The organism is Streptomyces luteogriseus (genome assembly GCF_014205055.1).
Lineage (GTDB): Bacteria > Actinomycetota > Actinomycetes > Streptomycetales > Streptomycetaceae > Streptomyces > Streptomyces luteogriseus.
Map to the genome: position 1 here is coordinate 5,107,792 of NZ_JACHMS010000001.1, position 15,311 is coordinate 5,123,102.

Here is a 15,311-nt window from a genome sequence, read left to right on the forward strand (position 1 = left end):
CGATCAATCCTCCGTCGGTCAGAACGAGAACGGGATGTAGCAGGCCGCGGCCAGGACGATCGCGCCCCAGCCCAGCAGCGCCGGCTTGCGGTACCAGGCCTCGTCCCCCGGTGCCGGGGGCTCCGCCATGCCGGGCGAGGTCGTGCCGTAGACAAGTCCCTGCAACTCCTCGGCCGGCTTGGGCGCCGTGAACAGCGACACCGCCACCATGACGACCGCGCCCGCGACGAATCCCGCGATCGCCGAGACGAAGTTGGCGCCCTGGTCGGAGGGGATGTCGATGATGTCCTGCTTGTAGAGGACGAAGTAGTTGACCATCGCCGCGGTGGTGCCCGCGAGCAGCCCCCAGAAGCCCGACTTCATCGATGCCCGCTTCCAGAACATGCCGATGATGAAGACGACGAACATCGGCACGTTGAAGAAGGAGAACAGCGTCTGGAGGTAGGCCATGATGTTGGAGAAGGACCGCGCCAGGAACGCCGTGCCGATGGAGGCCAGGACGCCGACCGCGGTGATGAGGCGGCCGAAGCGCACGTAGTACTCGTCCTCGCGGTCCCTCACGATGTACTTCGCCCAGATGTCCGTGGTGAACACGGTGTTGAAGGACGACACGTTGGCCGCCATGCCCGCCATGAACGCCGCCAGGAGGCCTGTGACGGCGATGCCCAGCACACCGTTGGGCAGCAGCTGTTCCATCAGGTACGGGATGGCGTCGTTGTACTGGAGGTCGGAGCCCGAGGTGCCGATCTTGGGGACCAGGACGGCGGCCACCAGACCCGGGATCATCACCAGGAACACGATGAAGATCTTCGGGAACGCGGCGATCAGCGGGGTGCGCTGGGCCGCCGAGAGGTTCTTCGCGGACAGCGCGCGCTGCACCTCGGCGAAGTTCGTCGTCCAGTAGCCGAAGGAGAGCACGAAGCCGAGGCCCAGGACGATCGTCAGCCAGTTAGCGCCGAGCGGGTTGTCGCTGCCGATGCCCGTGCCGCCCCAGGAGGTCATGAAGTCGGCGCCGTGGCTCTTGGTCAGGGAGTCGGACAGACCGTCCCAGCCGCCGACCTCCTTCAGCCCGAGGACCGTGATGGGGATGAGCGCCGCCAGGATCACGAAGAACTGGAGGACCTCGTTGTAGATCGCCGAGGACAGGCCGCCGAGGGTGATGTAGGCGAGGACGAAGAAGCCGGCCACGACGATCGCCACCCACTCCGGCCAGCCCAGCAGCGCCTCGACGACGATGGCCAGGGCGTAGAGGTTGACACCGGCGATGAGGATCGCGGCGAAGGCGAAGAGGATCGAACTGAGCAGGTGCGCCGCCTTGTCGAAGCGCAGCAGCAGGAACTCGGGGACCGAGCGCACCTTGGAGCCGTAGTAGAAGGGCATCATCACCAGGCCGAGGAAGACCATGGCCGGGATGGCGCCGATCCAGTACCAGTGCGTGGTGTAGACGCCGTACTGGGCGCTGTTGGCGGCCATACCGAGGATCTCGGTGGCGCCCAGGTTGGCCGCGATGAAGGCGAGGCCGGTCACCCAGGCGGGCAGCGAACGGCCGGAGAGGAAGAAGTCGAGACTGGTCTTCACCGAGCGCCGTGCGGCGAAGCCGATGCCGAGGACGACGACGAAGTAGATCCCGAGGATCGTGTAGTCGAGCCAGTTCGTGGGGAGTCGCAGCTCGGCCGACAGATATGTGGGGGTCTGCATGAGCCCTCGCTTCGTTGCGTGAACCGATACATCGCGGAATCTCCTTCTCCGCCTTCAGCGATTGAACACGTCCGATGACGCTCTTTGTTTGATTGTGATGTTGACGATTGGGGTGAGTCGTGTTTAGGTATGTTGGGTTCTGTTTGAAGGACAAGGAGTCCGGCGTGAAGAAGACCTCGACCCGGCTGGCCGACGGTCGCGAGCTCATCTACTACGACCTGCGTGACGACAGCGTGCGGAACGCGACCGACCGACGCCCGCTGGACCGCACCGTCACCACGTCCGAGATCCGCCGCGACCCCCTGCTCGGCGACTCCGTCGCCATCGCCTCGCACCGCCAGGGCCGCACCTACCACCCCCCGGCCGACGAGTGCCCCCTGTGCCCGTCGGCGGGCGATCGCCTGAGCGAGATCCCGGACTCCTCGTACGACGTCGTCGTGTTCGAGAACCGCTTCCCCTCGCTCGCCGGCGACTCGGGCCGCTGCGAGGTCGTCTGCTTCACCTCCGACCACAACGCGTCCTTCGGTGAACTCACCGAGGAGCAGGCGGGCCTGGTGCTGGAAGCGTGGACGGACCGCACGTCGGAGCTCTCGCATCTCCCCTCCGTCGAGCAGGTGTTCTGCTTCGAGAACCGGGGCGCCGAGATCGGCGTGACCCTCCAGCACCCCCACGGGCAGATCTACGCCTACCCCTTCACCACGCCCCGCACCGCCCTGATGCTCCGCTCGGCCGCGACCCACAAGGAGATGACCGGCGGGGAGAACCTCTTCGACGCCGTCCTGGAGCGTGAACTCGCCGGTGAGCGGGTCGTCCTGGAGGGTGAACACTGGGTCGCCTTCGTGCCGTACGCCGCGCACTGGCCGTACGAGGTCCACCTCTACCCCAAGCGCCGTGTGCCCGACCTGCTCGGCCTGGACGAGGGCGCGCGCACAGAGTTCCCCAAGATTTATCTGGAACTCTTGAGGCGCTTCGACCGGATCTTCGGTGAGAGTGAATCCCCGACGCCGTACATCGCGGCCTGGCATCAGGCACCGTTCGGCTCGCTGGAGGAGTTCGACGGGGTCGTGCGCGAGGACTTCGCGCTGCACCTCGAGCTTTTCACCATCCGCCGCACTTCCGGCAAGCTGAAGTTCCTCGCGGGTTCCGAGTCCGGCATGAACGTGTTCATCAACGACGTGCCGCCGGAGCGCGCGGCCGAGCGACTGCGAGAGGTAGCGAGTTCATGAGCGGGAAGTACCTGGTGACGGGCGGCGCGGGATACGTCGGCAGCGTGGTCGCGCAGCACCTGCTGGAGGCCGGTCACGAGGTCGTCGTCCTCGACAACCTCTCCACGGGCTTCCGTGAGGGCGTCCCCGCGGGCGCGACGTTCGTCGAGGGCGACATCCGCGACGCCGCCAAGTGGCTGGACCCCTCCTTCGACGGCGTGCTGCACTTCGCCGCGTTCTCGCAGGTCGGCGAGTCGGTCGTGAAGCCCGAGAAGTACTGGGACAACAACGTCGGCGGCACCATGGCGCTGCTGGCCGCGATGCGCGAGGCGGGCGTGCGCACGCTGGTCTTCTCCTCCACGGCGGCGACGTACGGCGAGCCGGAGCAGGTCCCGATCGTCGAGTCGGCGCCCACGTCCCCGACCAACCCGTACGGCGCCTCGAAGCTCGCCGTCGACCACATGATCACGGGCGAGGCCGCGGCGCACGGACTCGGCGCGGTCTCCCTGCGCTACTTCAACGTGGCGGGCGCGTACGGCGCGTACGGCGAGCGCCACGACCCCGAGTCCCACCTGATCCCGCTGGTCCTCCAGGTCGCGCAGGGCAGGCGCGAGGCGATCTCGGTCTTCGGTGACGACTACCCGACGCCGGACGGCACCTGCGTGCGCGACTACATCCACGTCGCGGACCTGGCCGAGGCCCACCTGCTGGCCCTGACGGCCGCCGCCCCCGGCGAGCACCTGATCTGCAACCTCGGCAACGGCAACGGCTTCTCGGTCCGCGAGGTCATCGAGACGGTCCGCACGGTGACGGGCCACGCGATCCCGGAAGTGGTCGCCCCGCGCCGGGGCGGTGACCCGGCGGTCCTGGTGGCATCGGCCGGCACGGCCCGCGAGAAGCTGGGCTGGAACCCGTCCCGCGCGGACCTCGCGGGGATCGTCGCGGACGCGTGGGACTTCGCGCAGAACATCTCAAGGGAGCAGTAGTGGGCGCACAGCAGGTGCGGGACGGTTTCGAGGAGCTCTACGGAGCCGCCCCCGAGGGTGTCTGGGCGGCCCCGGGCCGCGTCAACCTCATCGGTGAGCACACCGACTACAACGACGGCTTCGTGATGCCCTTCGCGCTGCCGCACACCGCCGTGGCGGCCGTCTCCCGGCGCACGGACGGCGTGCTGCGCCTGCACTCGGCGGACGTCGAGGGCGGGGTGACCGAGCTCCGTCTCGACGATCTCGCCCCCGAGTCGGACAAGAACTGGACGGCGTACCCGGCGGGCGTGGTCTGGGCCCTGCGCGAGGCCGGCCACGCGGTCACGGGCGCGGACATCCACCTGAGTTCCACGGTCCCGTCGGGCGCGGGCCTGTCGTCGTCGGCGGCCCTGGAGATCGTCGTCGCCCTGGCCCTGAACGAGCTGTTCTCCCTCGGCCTGCGGGGCTGGCAGCTGGCCCGCCTGTGCCAGCGCGCGGAGAACATCTACGTCGGCGCCCCGGTCGGCATCATGGACCAGACGGCGTCGGCCTGCTGCGAGACCGGCCACGCCCTGTTCCTCGACACGCGCGACCTCTCCCAGCATCAGATCCCCTTCGACCTGGCCGCCGAGGGCATGCGGTTGCTGGTCGTCGACACGCAGGTCAAGCACTCCCACAGCGAGGGCGAGTACGGCAAGCGCCGCGCCGGCTGCGAGAAGGGCGCGGACCTGCTGGGCGTCGACGCCCTCCGGGACGTCCCCCACGCCGACCTGGACGCGGCGCTGGCCCGCCTTGGCGACGAGGAGGAGGTCCGACGCCTGGTCCGCCACATCGTCACGGAGAACGCGCGCGTCGAACGGGTCGTCTCCCTCCTGGAGTCGGGCGAGACCCGCGCGATCGGTCCCGTCCTGGTCGAGGGCCACGCCTCGCTCCGCGACGACTTCCGCATCTCCTGCCCCGAACTGGACCTGGTCGTCGACACGGCCCTGGCCAACGGGGCCCTGGGCGCCCGCATGACGGGCGGCGGCTTCGGCGGCTCGGCGATCGTCCTCGCGGAGGAGCCGGACGTCGACGCCATCACCAAGGCGGTGACAGAGGCCTTCGCGACGGCGGGCTTCACGACCCCCCGCGTCTTCGAAGCGGTCCCGTCGGCAGGCGCCCACCGCCTCCTCTGACCGGCCCCGGCGAGCGATGCCCTCCCTGCGACTGGGGGAGGGCATCGCCGTCACGGTCAGCGGTTGACGGACGCCGTCCTCGTTCTTCTTCAGGCCGAGGTTGTGGACGACGTAGCTGTTCGGCGTGGTCCTGGTGCCTTGCAGCTTGTTCGCCTGGCGATTCCTGAGGTCCGCCTTGCTCTCGTCGACGCAGTAGGTCAGGGCTGCCGACCGCTTGCCGACCAGCGTCACCTTGCGGTCGTAGTAGCGCAGGGTGCCGGCCCAGCTGGTCTTCTCGTCGATGGCGCGCTTCGCCTACTGGTAGACGCCGACCAGGGCGTTGTCCGTGTAGTAGAGGGCCATGCCCGACTTCTTCATGTCGCCGTACGCCATGGCCCGCCAGACCGTGCTGACGGTTCGTTCGCTGTCCGCGAGGATCGTGTCCTTGGTGGCGTCGCCGGTCCGCTGATCCTCGAGGACCAGCTTCACGGATCAACGCCATCCCGTCGCCGGAAGGCCTCAGCCCAGCCTCTTCGTCAGCATGTACTCCGTGATGCCCGGGGGATAGTCCGGCACCACGGACACCACCTCGTACCCCTGCTTCTCGTAGAACCGCGGGGCCTGGAAGTCCCAGGTCTCCAGGCGGGACGCGCGGCAGCCGCGCGAGGTTGTCGCGATCTGTTCCGCCTGCGCGAGCAACCGCGCGCCCAGACCCCTGCCGCGGTGGCGTTCGTCGACCCAGAGGTAGGTCACGTGGAGCCAGGTCGCCCAGGTGTGGCCGACCAGGCCGCCGGCGAGGGCGTCGTCCCGGTCGTTCACAGCCCACACATGCAAGGGGGCGTCCCTTTCGTCCGGTGTTCCGCGCAGGGCGCGCAGGATCGGAGAGGCGGCTGTGTTCGTGTCCCGCAGGCGTGTGCGGAGCAGATCACGTCGGGCCTTGTCGACTTCTGTCTCAAGACGGAACATGCGGCACACCATAAACGCGTCGGACAGTCAGTTCTGCAAATAACCTTCCGCTCCGGGCCCCCGTCCGTACCCTGATGAACAGCACCGGTGGGGGCCGGTGCCGCTCAGGGGGCGAGACAGCCGGGTACGACGCCCGGGGTGGGGGTAGCGGTACTGCACGGCGGCGGCCGTGCGGCTGCGGCGACCCGAACAGGCTGCCGCGGCACCGACCCACGGTCGGACGCGGCGGATCCGGACACTCCGGCGTCGTACCCGCGCGGTGTCCTCCTCCGACGATGGGGTAGCCCCTGCTCTTCGGGAGCTCGGGGAAGGGGGTTTCGTGGTTCGCATCCGTGTCCTGGTCGTCGACGACCATCGCATCTTCGCCGAGTCACTCGCGGCGGCCCTGGCGGCCGAACCGGACGTCGACGTCTCCGCGGCCGGCAGTGGTCCGGCCGCGCTGCGCAGTCTGGAGCGGGCGGTCGTCGAGGGGCGGCGTTTCGACGTGCTGCTCGTGGACGCCGATCTGGGCGGCAAGGTGCCGGGCGCCCGCCCGGCCGTACCCGTGCAGGAGGGCAACGAGGACGGGCTCGTCGACGGGATCTCCCTCGTCACGGGCGTGCGCTCCGCGCAGCCGCACGTACGGATCGTCGTGCTCGCCGAGAAGGACGATCCGCGGCGGGCGGCGCTCGCCCTGCAGGCAGGCGCCTGCGGATGGGTGGCGAAGGACTGCTCGCTGTCCCGGCTGCTCACGGTCATCCGGGGCGTGCTGCGGGACGAGACGCACCTGCCGCCCGCGCTGCTGACGGGAGTGCTGCGAGAACTCACCGCCGCCCGCAAGCACCGCACCGAGAGCGAGCGGCTCGTCGAGTCCCTCACTCCGCGTGAGCGGGAAGTGCTGCGGTGCATGGTCGCGGGGCTGGGGCGCAAGGCCGTCGCCGAGCGCCTGTATCTGTCGCCGCACACCGTGCGGACCCATATGCAGAACGTGCTCGGCAAGCTCGGCGTGCATTCCACCCTCGCCGCCGTCGCCCTCGCGCGGCGCGCCGGGGTCGGACCCGTGGACCTAGCCGGGGATGTTGTCGAACGGGGCGGTCAGCTGGCGTAGCAGCCCCGCCAGTTCGCCGCGCTGGGCCCGGGATAGCTCCGCGAGGATCGCGCGCTCCTGGTCCAGCAGACCCGCCAGGGCCTGGTCCGCGCGGTCCCGGCCCTCGTCCGTCAGCCGGACCAGGACACCGCGGCGGTCACTGGGGTCGGGAAGCCGTTCCACCAGGCCCTTCTTGGCCAGGCGGTCGATGCGGTTCGTCATCGTGCCCGAGGTGACGAGCGTCTGGGTGAGGAGCTGACCCGGCGAGAGCTGGTACGGCGTGCCCGCGCGGCGCAGGGCCGTCAGGACGTCGAACTCCCACGGCTCCAGCTGGTGCTCCGAGAACGCCAGCCGGCGCGCCCGGTCCAGATGCCGGGCCAGTCTGCTCACGCGGCTGAGCACCTCGAGCGGTTCCACGTCGAGGTCAGGGCGCTCCCGGCGCCATGCTGCGACCAGCCGATCGACCTCGTCCTCCATGACGATCAGTGTAGTGGTTGTGTCGACGTAGAGTCTCTTGACGTCCAGTTTCTTGACATCGAGATATTTGAGAGATCACGCTGGGTGTGCGTCCCGACGGTCGCCACGAGGACACACAGGACACACAGGACACCAGGAGGACCCATGCCCGCAGCCATCCCCACCTGGGACCCCACCCAGTACCTCCGTCACGCCGGCCACCGCGCCCGCCCCTTCGCCGACCTCCTCGGCCGCGTCCCCGACCTGCCCACGCGGCCGCCCGCGGACCGCCCCCGCATCGCCGACCTCGGCTGCGGCCCCGGCAACGTCACCACGCTGCTCACCGCCCGCTGGCCCACCGCCCGGATCACCGGCTACGACAACTCGCCCGAGATGCTCGACAAGGCCCACGTCGACCACGAGGGGCCGACCTCGGGCGGCGGGCGTCTCGACTTCGGCCACGCCGACGTACGGACGTGGACGCCGGACGAGCCCCACGACCTGATCGTCAGCAACGCCACGCTCCAGTGGGTGCCGGGGCACGCCGAGCGGTTCCGTGACTGGGTGGCAGGGCTGAAACCGGGCGGCACCCTCGCCTTCCAGGTGCCGGGCAACTTCGACGCCCCCAGCCACCGGCTCATGCGCGAACTCGCCGGTTCACCGCGCTGGCGCGGCCCGCTCGCCGACACCCTGCGCCACACCGACGCCGTCCACACCCCCGAGGCCTACCTGGAGCGGCTGACGTCCCTCGGCTGCGCGGCCGACGTGTGGGAGACGACGTACATCCACCTGCTCCAGGGCGAGGACCCGGTGCTCGACTGGGTGAAGGGGACCGGCCTGCGGCCCGTGCTGACCGCGCTCGCCGACGAGCCCGAGGCGCGGGAGGCGTTCCTGGCCGAGTACCGGGCGGCCCTGCGCGAGGCGTATCCGGCAGGACCGCACGGTACGCCGTTCCCGTTCCGCCGGGTGTTCGCCGTCGCCCGGAAGGAGGGCTGATGATCGCCGCTCCCGCTTACGCAGGCGATGCGGCAACGCCACGGGTTCAGGCCTTGCGCCGCCCTATCAGATGCGGCTTGGCCTCTATCCCGTCCAGACCGTGCCATGCCAGGTTCACCAGGTGCGCGGCCACCTCGGCCTTCTTCGGCCGGCGCACGTCCAGCCACCACTGGCCGGTCAGGGCGACCATGCCGACCAGCGCCTGGGCGTACAGCGGGGCCAGCTTGGGGTCGAAGCCGCGGCTCTTGAACTCGCGGCCCAGAATGTCCTCCACCTGCGTGGCGATGTCCGAGATCAGCGAGGCGAAGGAGCCCGTCGACTGGGGGATGGGGGAGTCACGGACCAGGATGCGGAAACCGTCCGTGTACTCCTCGATGTAGTCCAACAGCGCGAACGCCGCCTGCTCGCACAGTTCGCGGGGATGACCGGCCGTGAGGGAGCTGGTCACCATGTCCAGCAGGCGCCGCATCTCACGGTCCACCACGACCGCGTACAGCCCTTCCTTGCCGCCGAAGTGCTCGTACACCACCGGCTTGGAGACCCCGGCCTTCGCCGCGATCTCCTCCACCGACGTGCCCTCGAAACCCTTCGCCGCGAAGAGCGTGCGACCGATCTCCAGCAGCTGCTGACGGCGCTCGGCACCGGTCATCCGGGTGCGACGCGCTCGCCGCGGCTTGTCATTGCTGGGGGTGCTGCTCGAGTCGGTCGCCACAGCGCCCATCATGCCGCCTCGACGGGCTCCTTTCCGCGCGGGGAGCCGCCTTCCCCGGTGTCACGGCGCGAATCGATACGCGAGCGTGACGGCCACCGCACGTCGTAGGCCCAGCCCGCCATCTCGAACCAGCGGATCAGCCGGGCGGACGAATCCAGCTGCCCGCGCATCACGCCGTGCCGGGCGGACGTCGGGTCGGCGTGGTGCAGGTTGTGCCAGGACTCACCGCAGGACAGCACCGCCAGCCACCACACGTTGCCCGAACGGTCCCGCGACTTGAAGGGGCGCTTGCCGACCGCGTGGCAGATCGAGTTGATCGACCAGGTCACGTGGTGCAGCAGGGCCACCCGCACCAGCGAGCCCCAGAAGAACCCGGTGAACGCGCCCCACCAGGACATCGTGACCAGACCGCCGATCAGCGGCGGCAGCCCCAGCGACACCACCGTCCACAGGACGAACTGGCGCGAGATGGCGCGGAGCGTCTTGTCCTTGATCAGGTCCGGGGCGTACTTCTCCTGCGACGTCTGCTCCTCGTCGAACATCCATCCGATGTGCGCCCACCACAGACCCTTCATCAGGGCCGGAAGGGTCTCCCCGAACCGCCACGGCGAATGCGGGTCGCCCTCCGCGTCCGAGAACTTGTGGTGCTTGCGGTGATCGGCCACCCAGCGCACCAGCGGACCCTCGACCGCCATCGACCCCGCGATCGCCAGGGCGATCTTCAGCGGCCGCTTGGCCTTGAAGGAACCGTGCGTGAAGTGACGGTGGAAGCCGATCGTGATGCCGTGGCACCCCAGGTAGTAGAAGAAGACCAGCAGACCGAGGTCCAGCCAGCTCACTCCCCAGCCCCACGCCAGCGGCACGGCCGCCAGCAGCGCGACGAACGGAACGGTGATGAAGAGGAGCAGGGCGATCTGCTCGATGGACCGCTTCTTCTCGCCGCCGAGCGTGGCGTGAGCGGCATCGGTGGCCTGACCGGGCGCCTTCGGGGCGTCCTCGATCACATCGGAACTACTGGTCATACGCGTCCCCTGGGGGGTATGTGGACGGAGAAGGAGTGGCCGGGGCACGCGAACCGTGACGTGCTTCCTACGGTTCCGTAACCTACGGCATCGTAAGTATGGCAGTGCGTCGCCGGGCGGCAAGAGCCCGCGAACCTGCGCGTCTCGGCCGACACCTATCCTGGAGTCGGTCGGACAGCGCGGTCCGCTCTGATTTCTTCCCGGATGTCCGGACCGTAAGCGGCGCCCCGCCGCGCGAGACGCCGTCCGGGTTCCCCTCCCAGACGAGCTTCAACACTGCAAGGAGCCGCACCTGTGAGCAGTGCCGACGACCAGACCACCACGACGAGCAGCGAGCTGCGTGCCGACATCCGCCGGCTGGGCGACCTGCTCGGCGAGACCCTCGTCCGCCAAGAGGGCCCCGAGCTGCTGGAACTCGTCGAGAAGGTCCGCCGCCTCACCCGCGAGGACGGCGAGGCCGCCGCCGAGCTGCTGCGCGGCACCGAACTCGACACCGCGGCCAAGCTGGTCCGCGCCTTCTCCACCTACTTCCACCTGGCCAACGTCACCGAGCAGGTCCACCGCGGCCGCGAGCTGCGCGCCCGCCGCGCCGCCGAAGGCGGACTCCTCGCCCGTACGGCCGACCGGCTCAAGGACGCCGACCCCGAGCACCTGCGCGAGACGGTCGCCAACCTCAACGTCCGCCCCGTCTTCACGGCCCACCCCACCGAGGCCGCACGCCGCTCGGTCCTCAACAAGCTCCGGCGCATCGCCGCACTCCTCGAGACCCCGGTCATCGAGTCCGACCGGCGCCGCCTGGACACCCGTCTGGCCGAGAACATCGACCTCGTCTGGCAGACCGACGAACTGCGCGTCGTACGCCCCGAGCCCGCCGACGAGGCCCGCAACGCCATCTACTACCTCGACGAACTGCACGCGGGCGCCGTCGGCGACGTCCTGGAAGACCTCACCGCCGAACTGGAGCGCGCCGGGGTCAAGCTCCCCGACGACACCCGCCCCCTCACCTTCGGCACCTGGATCGGCGGCGACCGCGACGGCAACCCCAACGTCACCCCCCAGGTCACCTGGGACGTCCTGATCCTCCAGCACGAGCACGGCATCAACGACGCCCTGGAGACCATCGACGAACTCCGCGGCTTCCTCTCCAACTCCATCCGCTACGCCGGCGCCACCGAGGAACTGCTGACCTCCCTCCAGACCGACCTGGAGAACCTCCCCGAGATCAGCCCCCGCTACAAGCGCCTCAACGCCGAAGAGCCCTACCGGCTCAAGGCCACCTGCATCCGGCAGAAGCTGGAGAACACCAAGAAGCGCCTCGCCAAGGGCACCGCCCACCGCGACGGCCGCGACTACCTCGGCACCGGCGAACTCCTCGACGACCTGCGGATCATCCAGCGCTCCCTGCGCGAGCACCGCGGCGGACTCTTCGCCGACGGCCGCCTCGCCCGCACCATCCGCACCCTCGCCGCCTTCGGCCTCCAGCTCGCCACCATGGACGTCCGCGAACACGCCGACGCCCACCACCACGCCCTCGGCCAGCTCTTCGACCGGCTCGGCGAGGAATCCTGGCGCTACGCCGACATGCCCCGCGACTACCGCGCCAAGCTCCTCGCCAAGGAACTGAGGTCCCGCAGGCCGCTCGCACCCACCCCGGCGCCCGTCGACGCCCCCGGCGAGAAGACCCTCGGCGTCTTCGGCACCGTCAAGCGCGCCCTGGAGGTCTTCGGACCCGAGGTCATCGAGTCCTACATCATCTCCATGTGCCAGGGCGCCGACGACGTCTTCGCCGCCGCCGTCCTCGCCCGCGAAGCCGGACTCATCGACCTCCACGCCGGCTGGGCCAAGATCGGCATCGTGCCGCTCCTCGAGACCACCGACGAGCTCAAGGCCGCCGACACCATCCTCGAGGACATGCTCTCCGACCCGTCCTACCGGCGCCTCGTCGCGCTCCGGGGCGACGTCCAGGAGGTCATGCTCGGCTACTCCGACTCCTCCAAGTTCGGCGGCATCACCACCAGCCAGTGGGAAATCCACCGTGCCCAGCGCCGCCTGCGTGACGTCGCCCACCGTTACGGCGTACGCCTGCGCCTCTTCCACGGCCGTGGCGGCACCGTCGGCCGCGGCGGCGGCCCCACCCACGACGCCATCCTCGCGCAGCCCTGGGGCACCCTCGAAGGCGAGATCAAGGTCACCGAGCAGGGCGAGGTCATCTCCGACAAGTACCTCATCCCCTCCCTGGCCCGGGAGAACCTCGAACTCACCGTCGCGGCCACCCTCCAGGCCTCCGCCCTGCACACCGCACCCCGCCAGTCCACCGAGGCCCTCGCCCGCTGGGACGCCGCGATGGACGTCGTCTCCGACGCCGCCCACGCTTCCTACCGCCGCCTCGTCGAGGACCCCGACCTGCCGACGTACTTCCTCGCGTCGACGCCGGTGGACCAGCTCGCCGACCTGCACCTGGGCTCCCGGCCCTCCCGCCGCCCCGGCTCCGGCGTCTCGCTCGACGGCCTGCGCGCCATCCCCTGGGTCTTCGGCTGGACCCAGTCCCGGCAGATCGTCCCCGGCTGGTTCGGCGTCGGCTCCGGCCTCAAGGCCCTGCGCGAAGCCGGCCTCGACACCGTCCTCGACGAGATGTACGGACAGTGGCACTTCTTCCGCAACTTCATCTCCAACGTCGAGATGACCCTGGCCAAGACCGACCTGCGGATCGCCCAGCACTACGTCGACAGCCTCGTCCCCGACGAGCTCAAGCACGTCTTCGACACCATCAAGGCCGAACACGAACTGACCGTGCGTGAAGTGCTGCGCGTCACCGGCGAAGAGGAACTCCTCGACGCCGCGCCCGTCCTGAAGCAGACCTTCACCATCCGCGACGCCTACCTCGACCCCATCTCCTACCTCCAGGTCGCCCTCCTCAAGCGGCAGCGCGACGCCGCCGAAGCCGGCGAGCAGCCCGACCCGCTCCTCGCCCGCGCCCTCCTCCTCACCGTCAACGGCGTGGCAGCCGGCCTGCGCAACACCGGCTGACCCATCCCGGACACGAGCGTGCCCCCGAGCCGTACAGGCTCGGGGGCACGCTCGTTCACCCGTCAGCCGCGGCCGGCCCGCCGGCGCCGCAGCACCAGGAAACCGCCCGCCGCCACCAGCGCCGCCGCGACCCCCGACAGCGCACCCACCGGGGCCCCGTTGCCCGTCTCGGCGAGGTCACCGTCCGCACCGCCCTGCGGGGACGGCGACGAGGACGCCGACACACCCCCGCCCGCCGACGCACTCGGGGACGCCGACACACCCGGCTCACCCGACGGCGCCTCGGACGCCCCCGACGAGGACGACGGCGAAACCGACCCGGACGGCGTCGCACCACCCGGCTCCTGCTCGTCCTCGCAGTCCGTCCAGAACACCTTGTGCTTGGCCGACCCCTTCTCACCCCCGAAGTTCCAGAACAGCTTGTAGTGCCCGTCGGGCAGCGACAGGTCCTCGCTGCGGCCGTGACCCCGGGCGTCCAGCGTCAGCGCACCGGACTCCACCGTCTCCCCCTTGTTCTCGCTCGGAGGGATCGCGTCGATGTGCCAGTCGACCTGCTGACCGCCGTCGAAACCGAAGGCATCCAGATAGAACGTGCACACATGCGGTTCGTTGCGGCGCAGCTCCTCACCCGTCGAGGCGTCATGGATCTTCACCGTGCCGTTGTCACCGGGAGGCGTGGCGTGGGCGGCCGGAGCGAGCAGAAGGACCGCGGAAGCGGCGGCGCAGACAGCGCCGAGGCGAGAAGGCATTCGCATGGGGAGGTCGTCCATCTTCGAGAAGTGACCGGGAAGATGTGGAGGGGGCGGCTCAGCTTCCAGCCTCGCCCGCCGACACGTCAATCACGAACACACAACGCTCGCCCCTCCACCGAAGGAGAGAACGCCCCAGCCCCTCAGACGGTCACGAACGCCGCCGTCAGCAACCCCACACCCGACAACGCCATCACCCACGCCGCCCGCGTCCGCAGCAGACCACCCGCCACCACGACCGACGCCAGCAACAACGCGCCACCCAGCGGAACCCACGCGTACAGCACACCCGCCGGACCCGAACGCACCGCGTCATCACCACCGGGCTTCAGGACCACCGAATAGGTCCGGCCCCTCTCCACCGCGACCGAGTTCTCCAGCACCACCCGCGCCCGCGGCTGCGACCCCTCCGACAACGGCGTGTACCGGCCCCAGCACGCATCCGGCCCGCACCGTGCCACATCGACCGTGCCCCGCTCCCGGCCCTTCGTCAGCATCACATGCTGCGCCGTACCCCACGACGCCCACACACCCGCGATCAGGATCAGCACCGCGACCGTACCCATCGCCGCGAACCGCCCGAACCGCAGCACGGCGGCCGAGCCCTGGGACGACGAGGTGGCAATGGCAGGCATGGCCGGGATCATTGGCCATGCCTGAACGACCCGTCAACTCGACGGGTGACAAGTCAGGAGTTGTACGTACTCTGCGCCCGCTCCAGCCCCTCGATCACCAGAGCCTCCACCGCATCCGCCGCCCGGTCCACGAAGTAGTCCAGCTCCTTGCGCTCCGACGACGAGAAGTCCTTCAGCACGAAATCCGCCACCTGCATCCGCCCCGGCGGCCGCCCGATCCCGAACCGCACCCGGTGATACTCCGCACCGAACGCCTTCGTCATCGACTTCAGCCCGTTGTGCCCGTTGTCCCCGCCGCCCAGCTTCAGCCGCAGCACCCCGTAGTCGATGTCCAACTCGTCATGCACCGCCACCACATGGCCCACCGGCACCTTGTAGAAATCCCGCAGCGCATTCACCGGCCCACCCGACAGGTTCATGTACGACATCGGCTTCGCCAGCACCACCCGCCGGTTCAACGGCCCAGGAGGCCCGATCCGGCCCTCCACGACCTGCGCCTGCGCCCGCCCGGCCCGCTTGAACCGCCCCCCGACCCGGTCCGCCAGCAGATCGGCCACCATGAAACCCACGTTGTGCCGGTTCCCCGCGTACTCCGGCCCCGGATTGCCCAGCCCCACGATCAGCCAGGGAGCGGCGGCATCGGTCGTCACGTCCATGTCT

General features: G+C 69.7%; 15 protein-coding genes. 6 read left to right on the forward strand and 9 right to left on the reverse strand.

Annotation, left to right across the window (positions count from 1 at the left end; translation table 11 throughout):
• Positions 1 to 18 precede the first annotated feature (18 nt).
• Positions 19 to 1,698 carry a sodium:solute symporter family protein gene (locus tag BJ965_RS22690; RefSeq protein WP_184910345.1) on the reverse strand — a complete coding sequence of 560 codons (1,680 nt, stop codon included), beginning with the start codon at positions 1,696 to 1,698 and terminating at the stop codon, positions 19 to 21.
• Between the two features lie 164 nt (positions 1,699 to 1,862).
• Between BJ965_RS22690 and galT the strand changes: the two genes are divergently transcribed.
• Genes galT through galK form a run of 3 tightly spaced genes read left to right on the forward strand, consistent with a single transcriptional unit; the run spans position 1,863 to position 5,043 of the window.
• Positions 1,863 to 2,924: a galactose-1-phosphate uridylyltransferase gene (galT, locus tag BJ965_RS22695; protein ID WP_184910346.1), complete on the forward strand. Its 1,062-nt coding sequence runs from the start codon at positions 1,863 to 1,865 to the stop codon at positions 2,922 to 2,924.
• Entirely contained in the window at positions 2,921 to 3,889 is a 969-nt protein-coding gene (gene galE, locus BJ965_RS22700; protein ID WP_184910347.1) for a UDP-glucose 4-epimerase GalE, read from the forward strand. Before galT ends, galE begins: the two co-directional genes overlap by 4 nt.
• Entirely contained in the window at positions 3,889 to 5,043 is a 1,155-nt protein-coding gene (gene galK, locus BJ965_RS22705) for a galactokinase (protein WP_184910348.1), read from the forward strand. Before galE ends, galK begins: the two co-directional genes overlap by 1 nt.
• Positions 5,044 to 5,337: 294 nt before the next feature.
• On the opposite strand, the gene BJ965_RS22710 is transcribed toward galK, so the two are convergent.
• A complete protein-coding gene (locus BJ965_RS22710; RefSeq protein WP_184910349.1) occupies positions 5,338 to 5,511 on the reverse strand; it encodes a hypothetical protein in 174 nt (57 codons plus the stop codon).
• 30 nt (positions 5,512 to 5,541) lie between these two features.
• Positions 5,542 to 6,000 carry a GNAT family N-acetyltransferase gene (locus tag BJ965_RS22715; protein ID WP_184910350.1) on the reverse strand — a complete coding sequence of 153 codons (459 nt, stop codon included), beginning with the start codon at positions 5,998 to 6,000 and terminating at the stop codon, positions 5,542 to 5,544.
• 307 nt (positions 6,001 to 6,307) lie between these two features.
• Here BJ965_RS22715 and BJ965_RS22720 point away from each other — a divergent pair, with 307 nt between their 5' ends.
• The gene (locus tag BJ965_RS22720; RefSeq protein WP_184910351.1) at positions 6,308 to 7,075 is read left to right on the forward strand and encodes a LuxR C-terminal-related transcriptional regulator; all 768 of its coding nucleotides are present in this window, start codon (positions 6,308 to 6,310) and stop codon (positions 7,073 to 7,075) included.
• Here BJ965_RS22720 and tamR read toward each other — a convergent pair.
• On the reverse strand, positions 7,034 to 7,531 hold the full coding sequence (gene tamR, locus BJ965_RS22725) for a MarR family transcriptional regulator TamR (RefSeq protein WP_030844890.1): 498 nt from the start codon (positions 7,529 to 7,531) through the stop codon (positions 7,034 to 7,036). The genes BJ965_RS22720 and tamR overlap by 42 nt on opposite strands.
• A gap of 144 nt (positions 7,532 to 7,675) precedes the next feature.
• Between tamR and BJ965_RS22730 the strand changes: the two genes are divergently transcribed.
• Positions 7,676 to 8,506, forward strand: coding sequence for a trans-aconitate 2-methyltransferase (locus tag BJ965_RS22730; RefSeq protein ID WP_184910352.1), 831 nt, complete (start codon positions 7,676 to 7,678; stop codon positions 8,504 to 8,506).
• A gap of 46 nt (positions 8,507 to 8,552) precedes the next feature.
• Here BJ965_RS22730 and BJ965_RS22735 read toward each other — a convergent pair whose 3' ends face one another.
• Positions 8,553 to 9,230 carry a TetR/AcrR family transcriptional regulator gene (locus tag BJ965_RS22735; protein WP_030844886.1) on the reverse strand — a complete coding sequence of 226 codons (678 nt, stop codon included), beginning with the start codon at positions 9,228 to 9,230 and terminating at the stop codon, positions 8,553 to 8,555.
• Positions 9,227 to 10,240 carry an acyl-CoA desaturase gene (locus tag BJ965_RS22740; RefSeq protein WP_184910353.1) on the reverse strand — a complete coding sequence of 338 codons (1,014 nt, stop codon included), beginning with the start codon at positions 10,238 to 10,240 and terminating at the stop codon, positions 9,227 to 9,229. Before BJ965_RS22740 ends, BJ965_RS22735 begins: the two co-directional genes overlap by 4 nt.
• A gap of 294 nt (positions 10,241 to 10,534) precedes the next feature.
• On the opposite strand from BJ965_RS22740, the gene ppc reads away from it, so the two are divergent.
• Complete coding sequence (gene ppc, locus BJ965_RS22745; RefSeq protein ID WP_184910354.1) at positions 10,535 to 13,267, forward strand: phosphoenolpyruvate carboxylase; 2,733 nt, start codon at positions 10,535 to 10,537, stop codon at positions 13,265 to 13,267.
• Between the two features lie 62 nt (positions 13,268 to 13,329).
• On the opposite strand, the gene BJ965_RS22750 is transcribed toward ppc, so the two are convergent.
• The 3 genes from BJ965_RS22750 to pth form a co-directional block, all read right to left on the reverse strand.
• Positions 13,330 to 14,022, reverse strand: coding sequence for an LPXTG cell wall anchor domain-containing protein (locus BJ965_RS22750; RefSeq protein WP_184910355.1), 693 nt, complete (start codon positions 14,020 to 14,022; stop codon positions 13,330 to 13,332).
• Positions 14,023 to 14,159: 137 nt separating this feature from the next.
• Entirely contained in the window at positions 14,160 to 14,651 is a 492-nt protein-coding gene (locus tag BJ965_RS22755) for a hypothetical protein (RefSeq protein ID WP_246545948.1), read from the reverse strand.
• Positions 14,652 to 14,704: 53 nt separating this feature from the next.
• Positions 14,705 to 15,307: an aminoacyl-tRNA hydrolase gene (pth, locus tag BJ965_RS22760; protein ID WP_184910357.1), complete on the reverse strand. Its 603-nt coding sequence runs from the start codon at positions 15,305 to 15,307 to the stop codon at positions 14,705 to 14,707.
• Between the last annotated feature and the right edge of the window lie 4 nt (positions 15,308 to 15,311).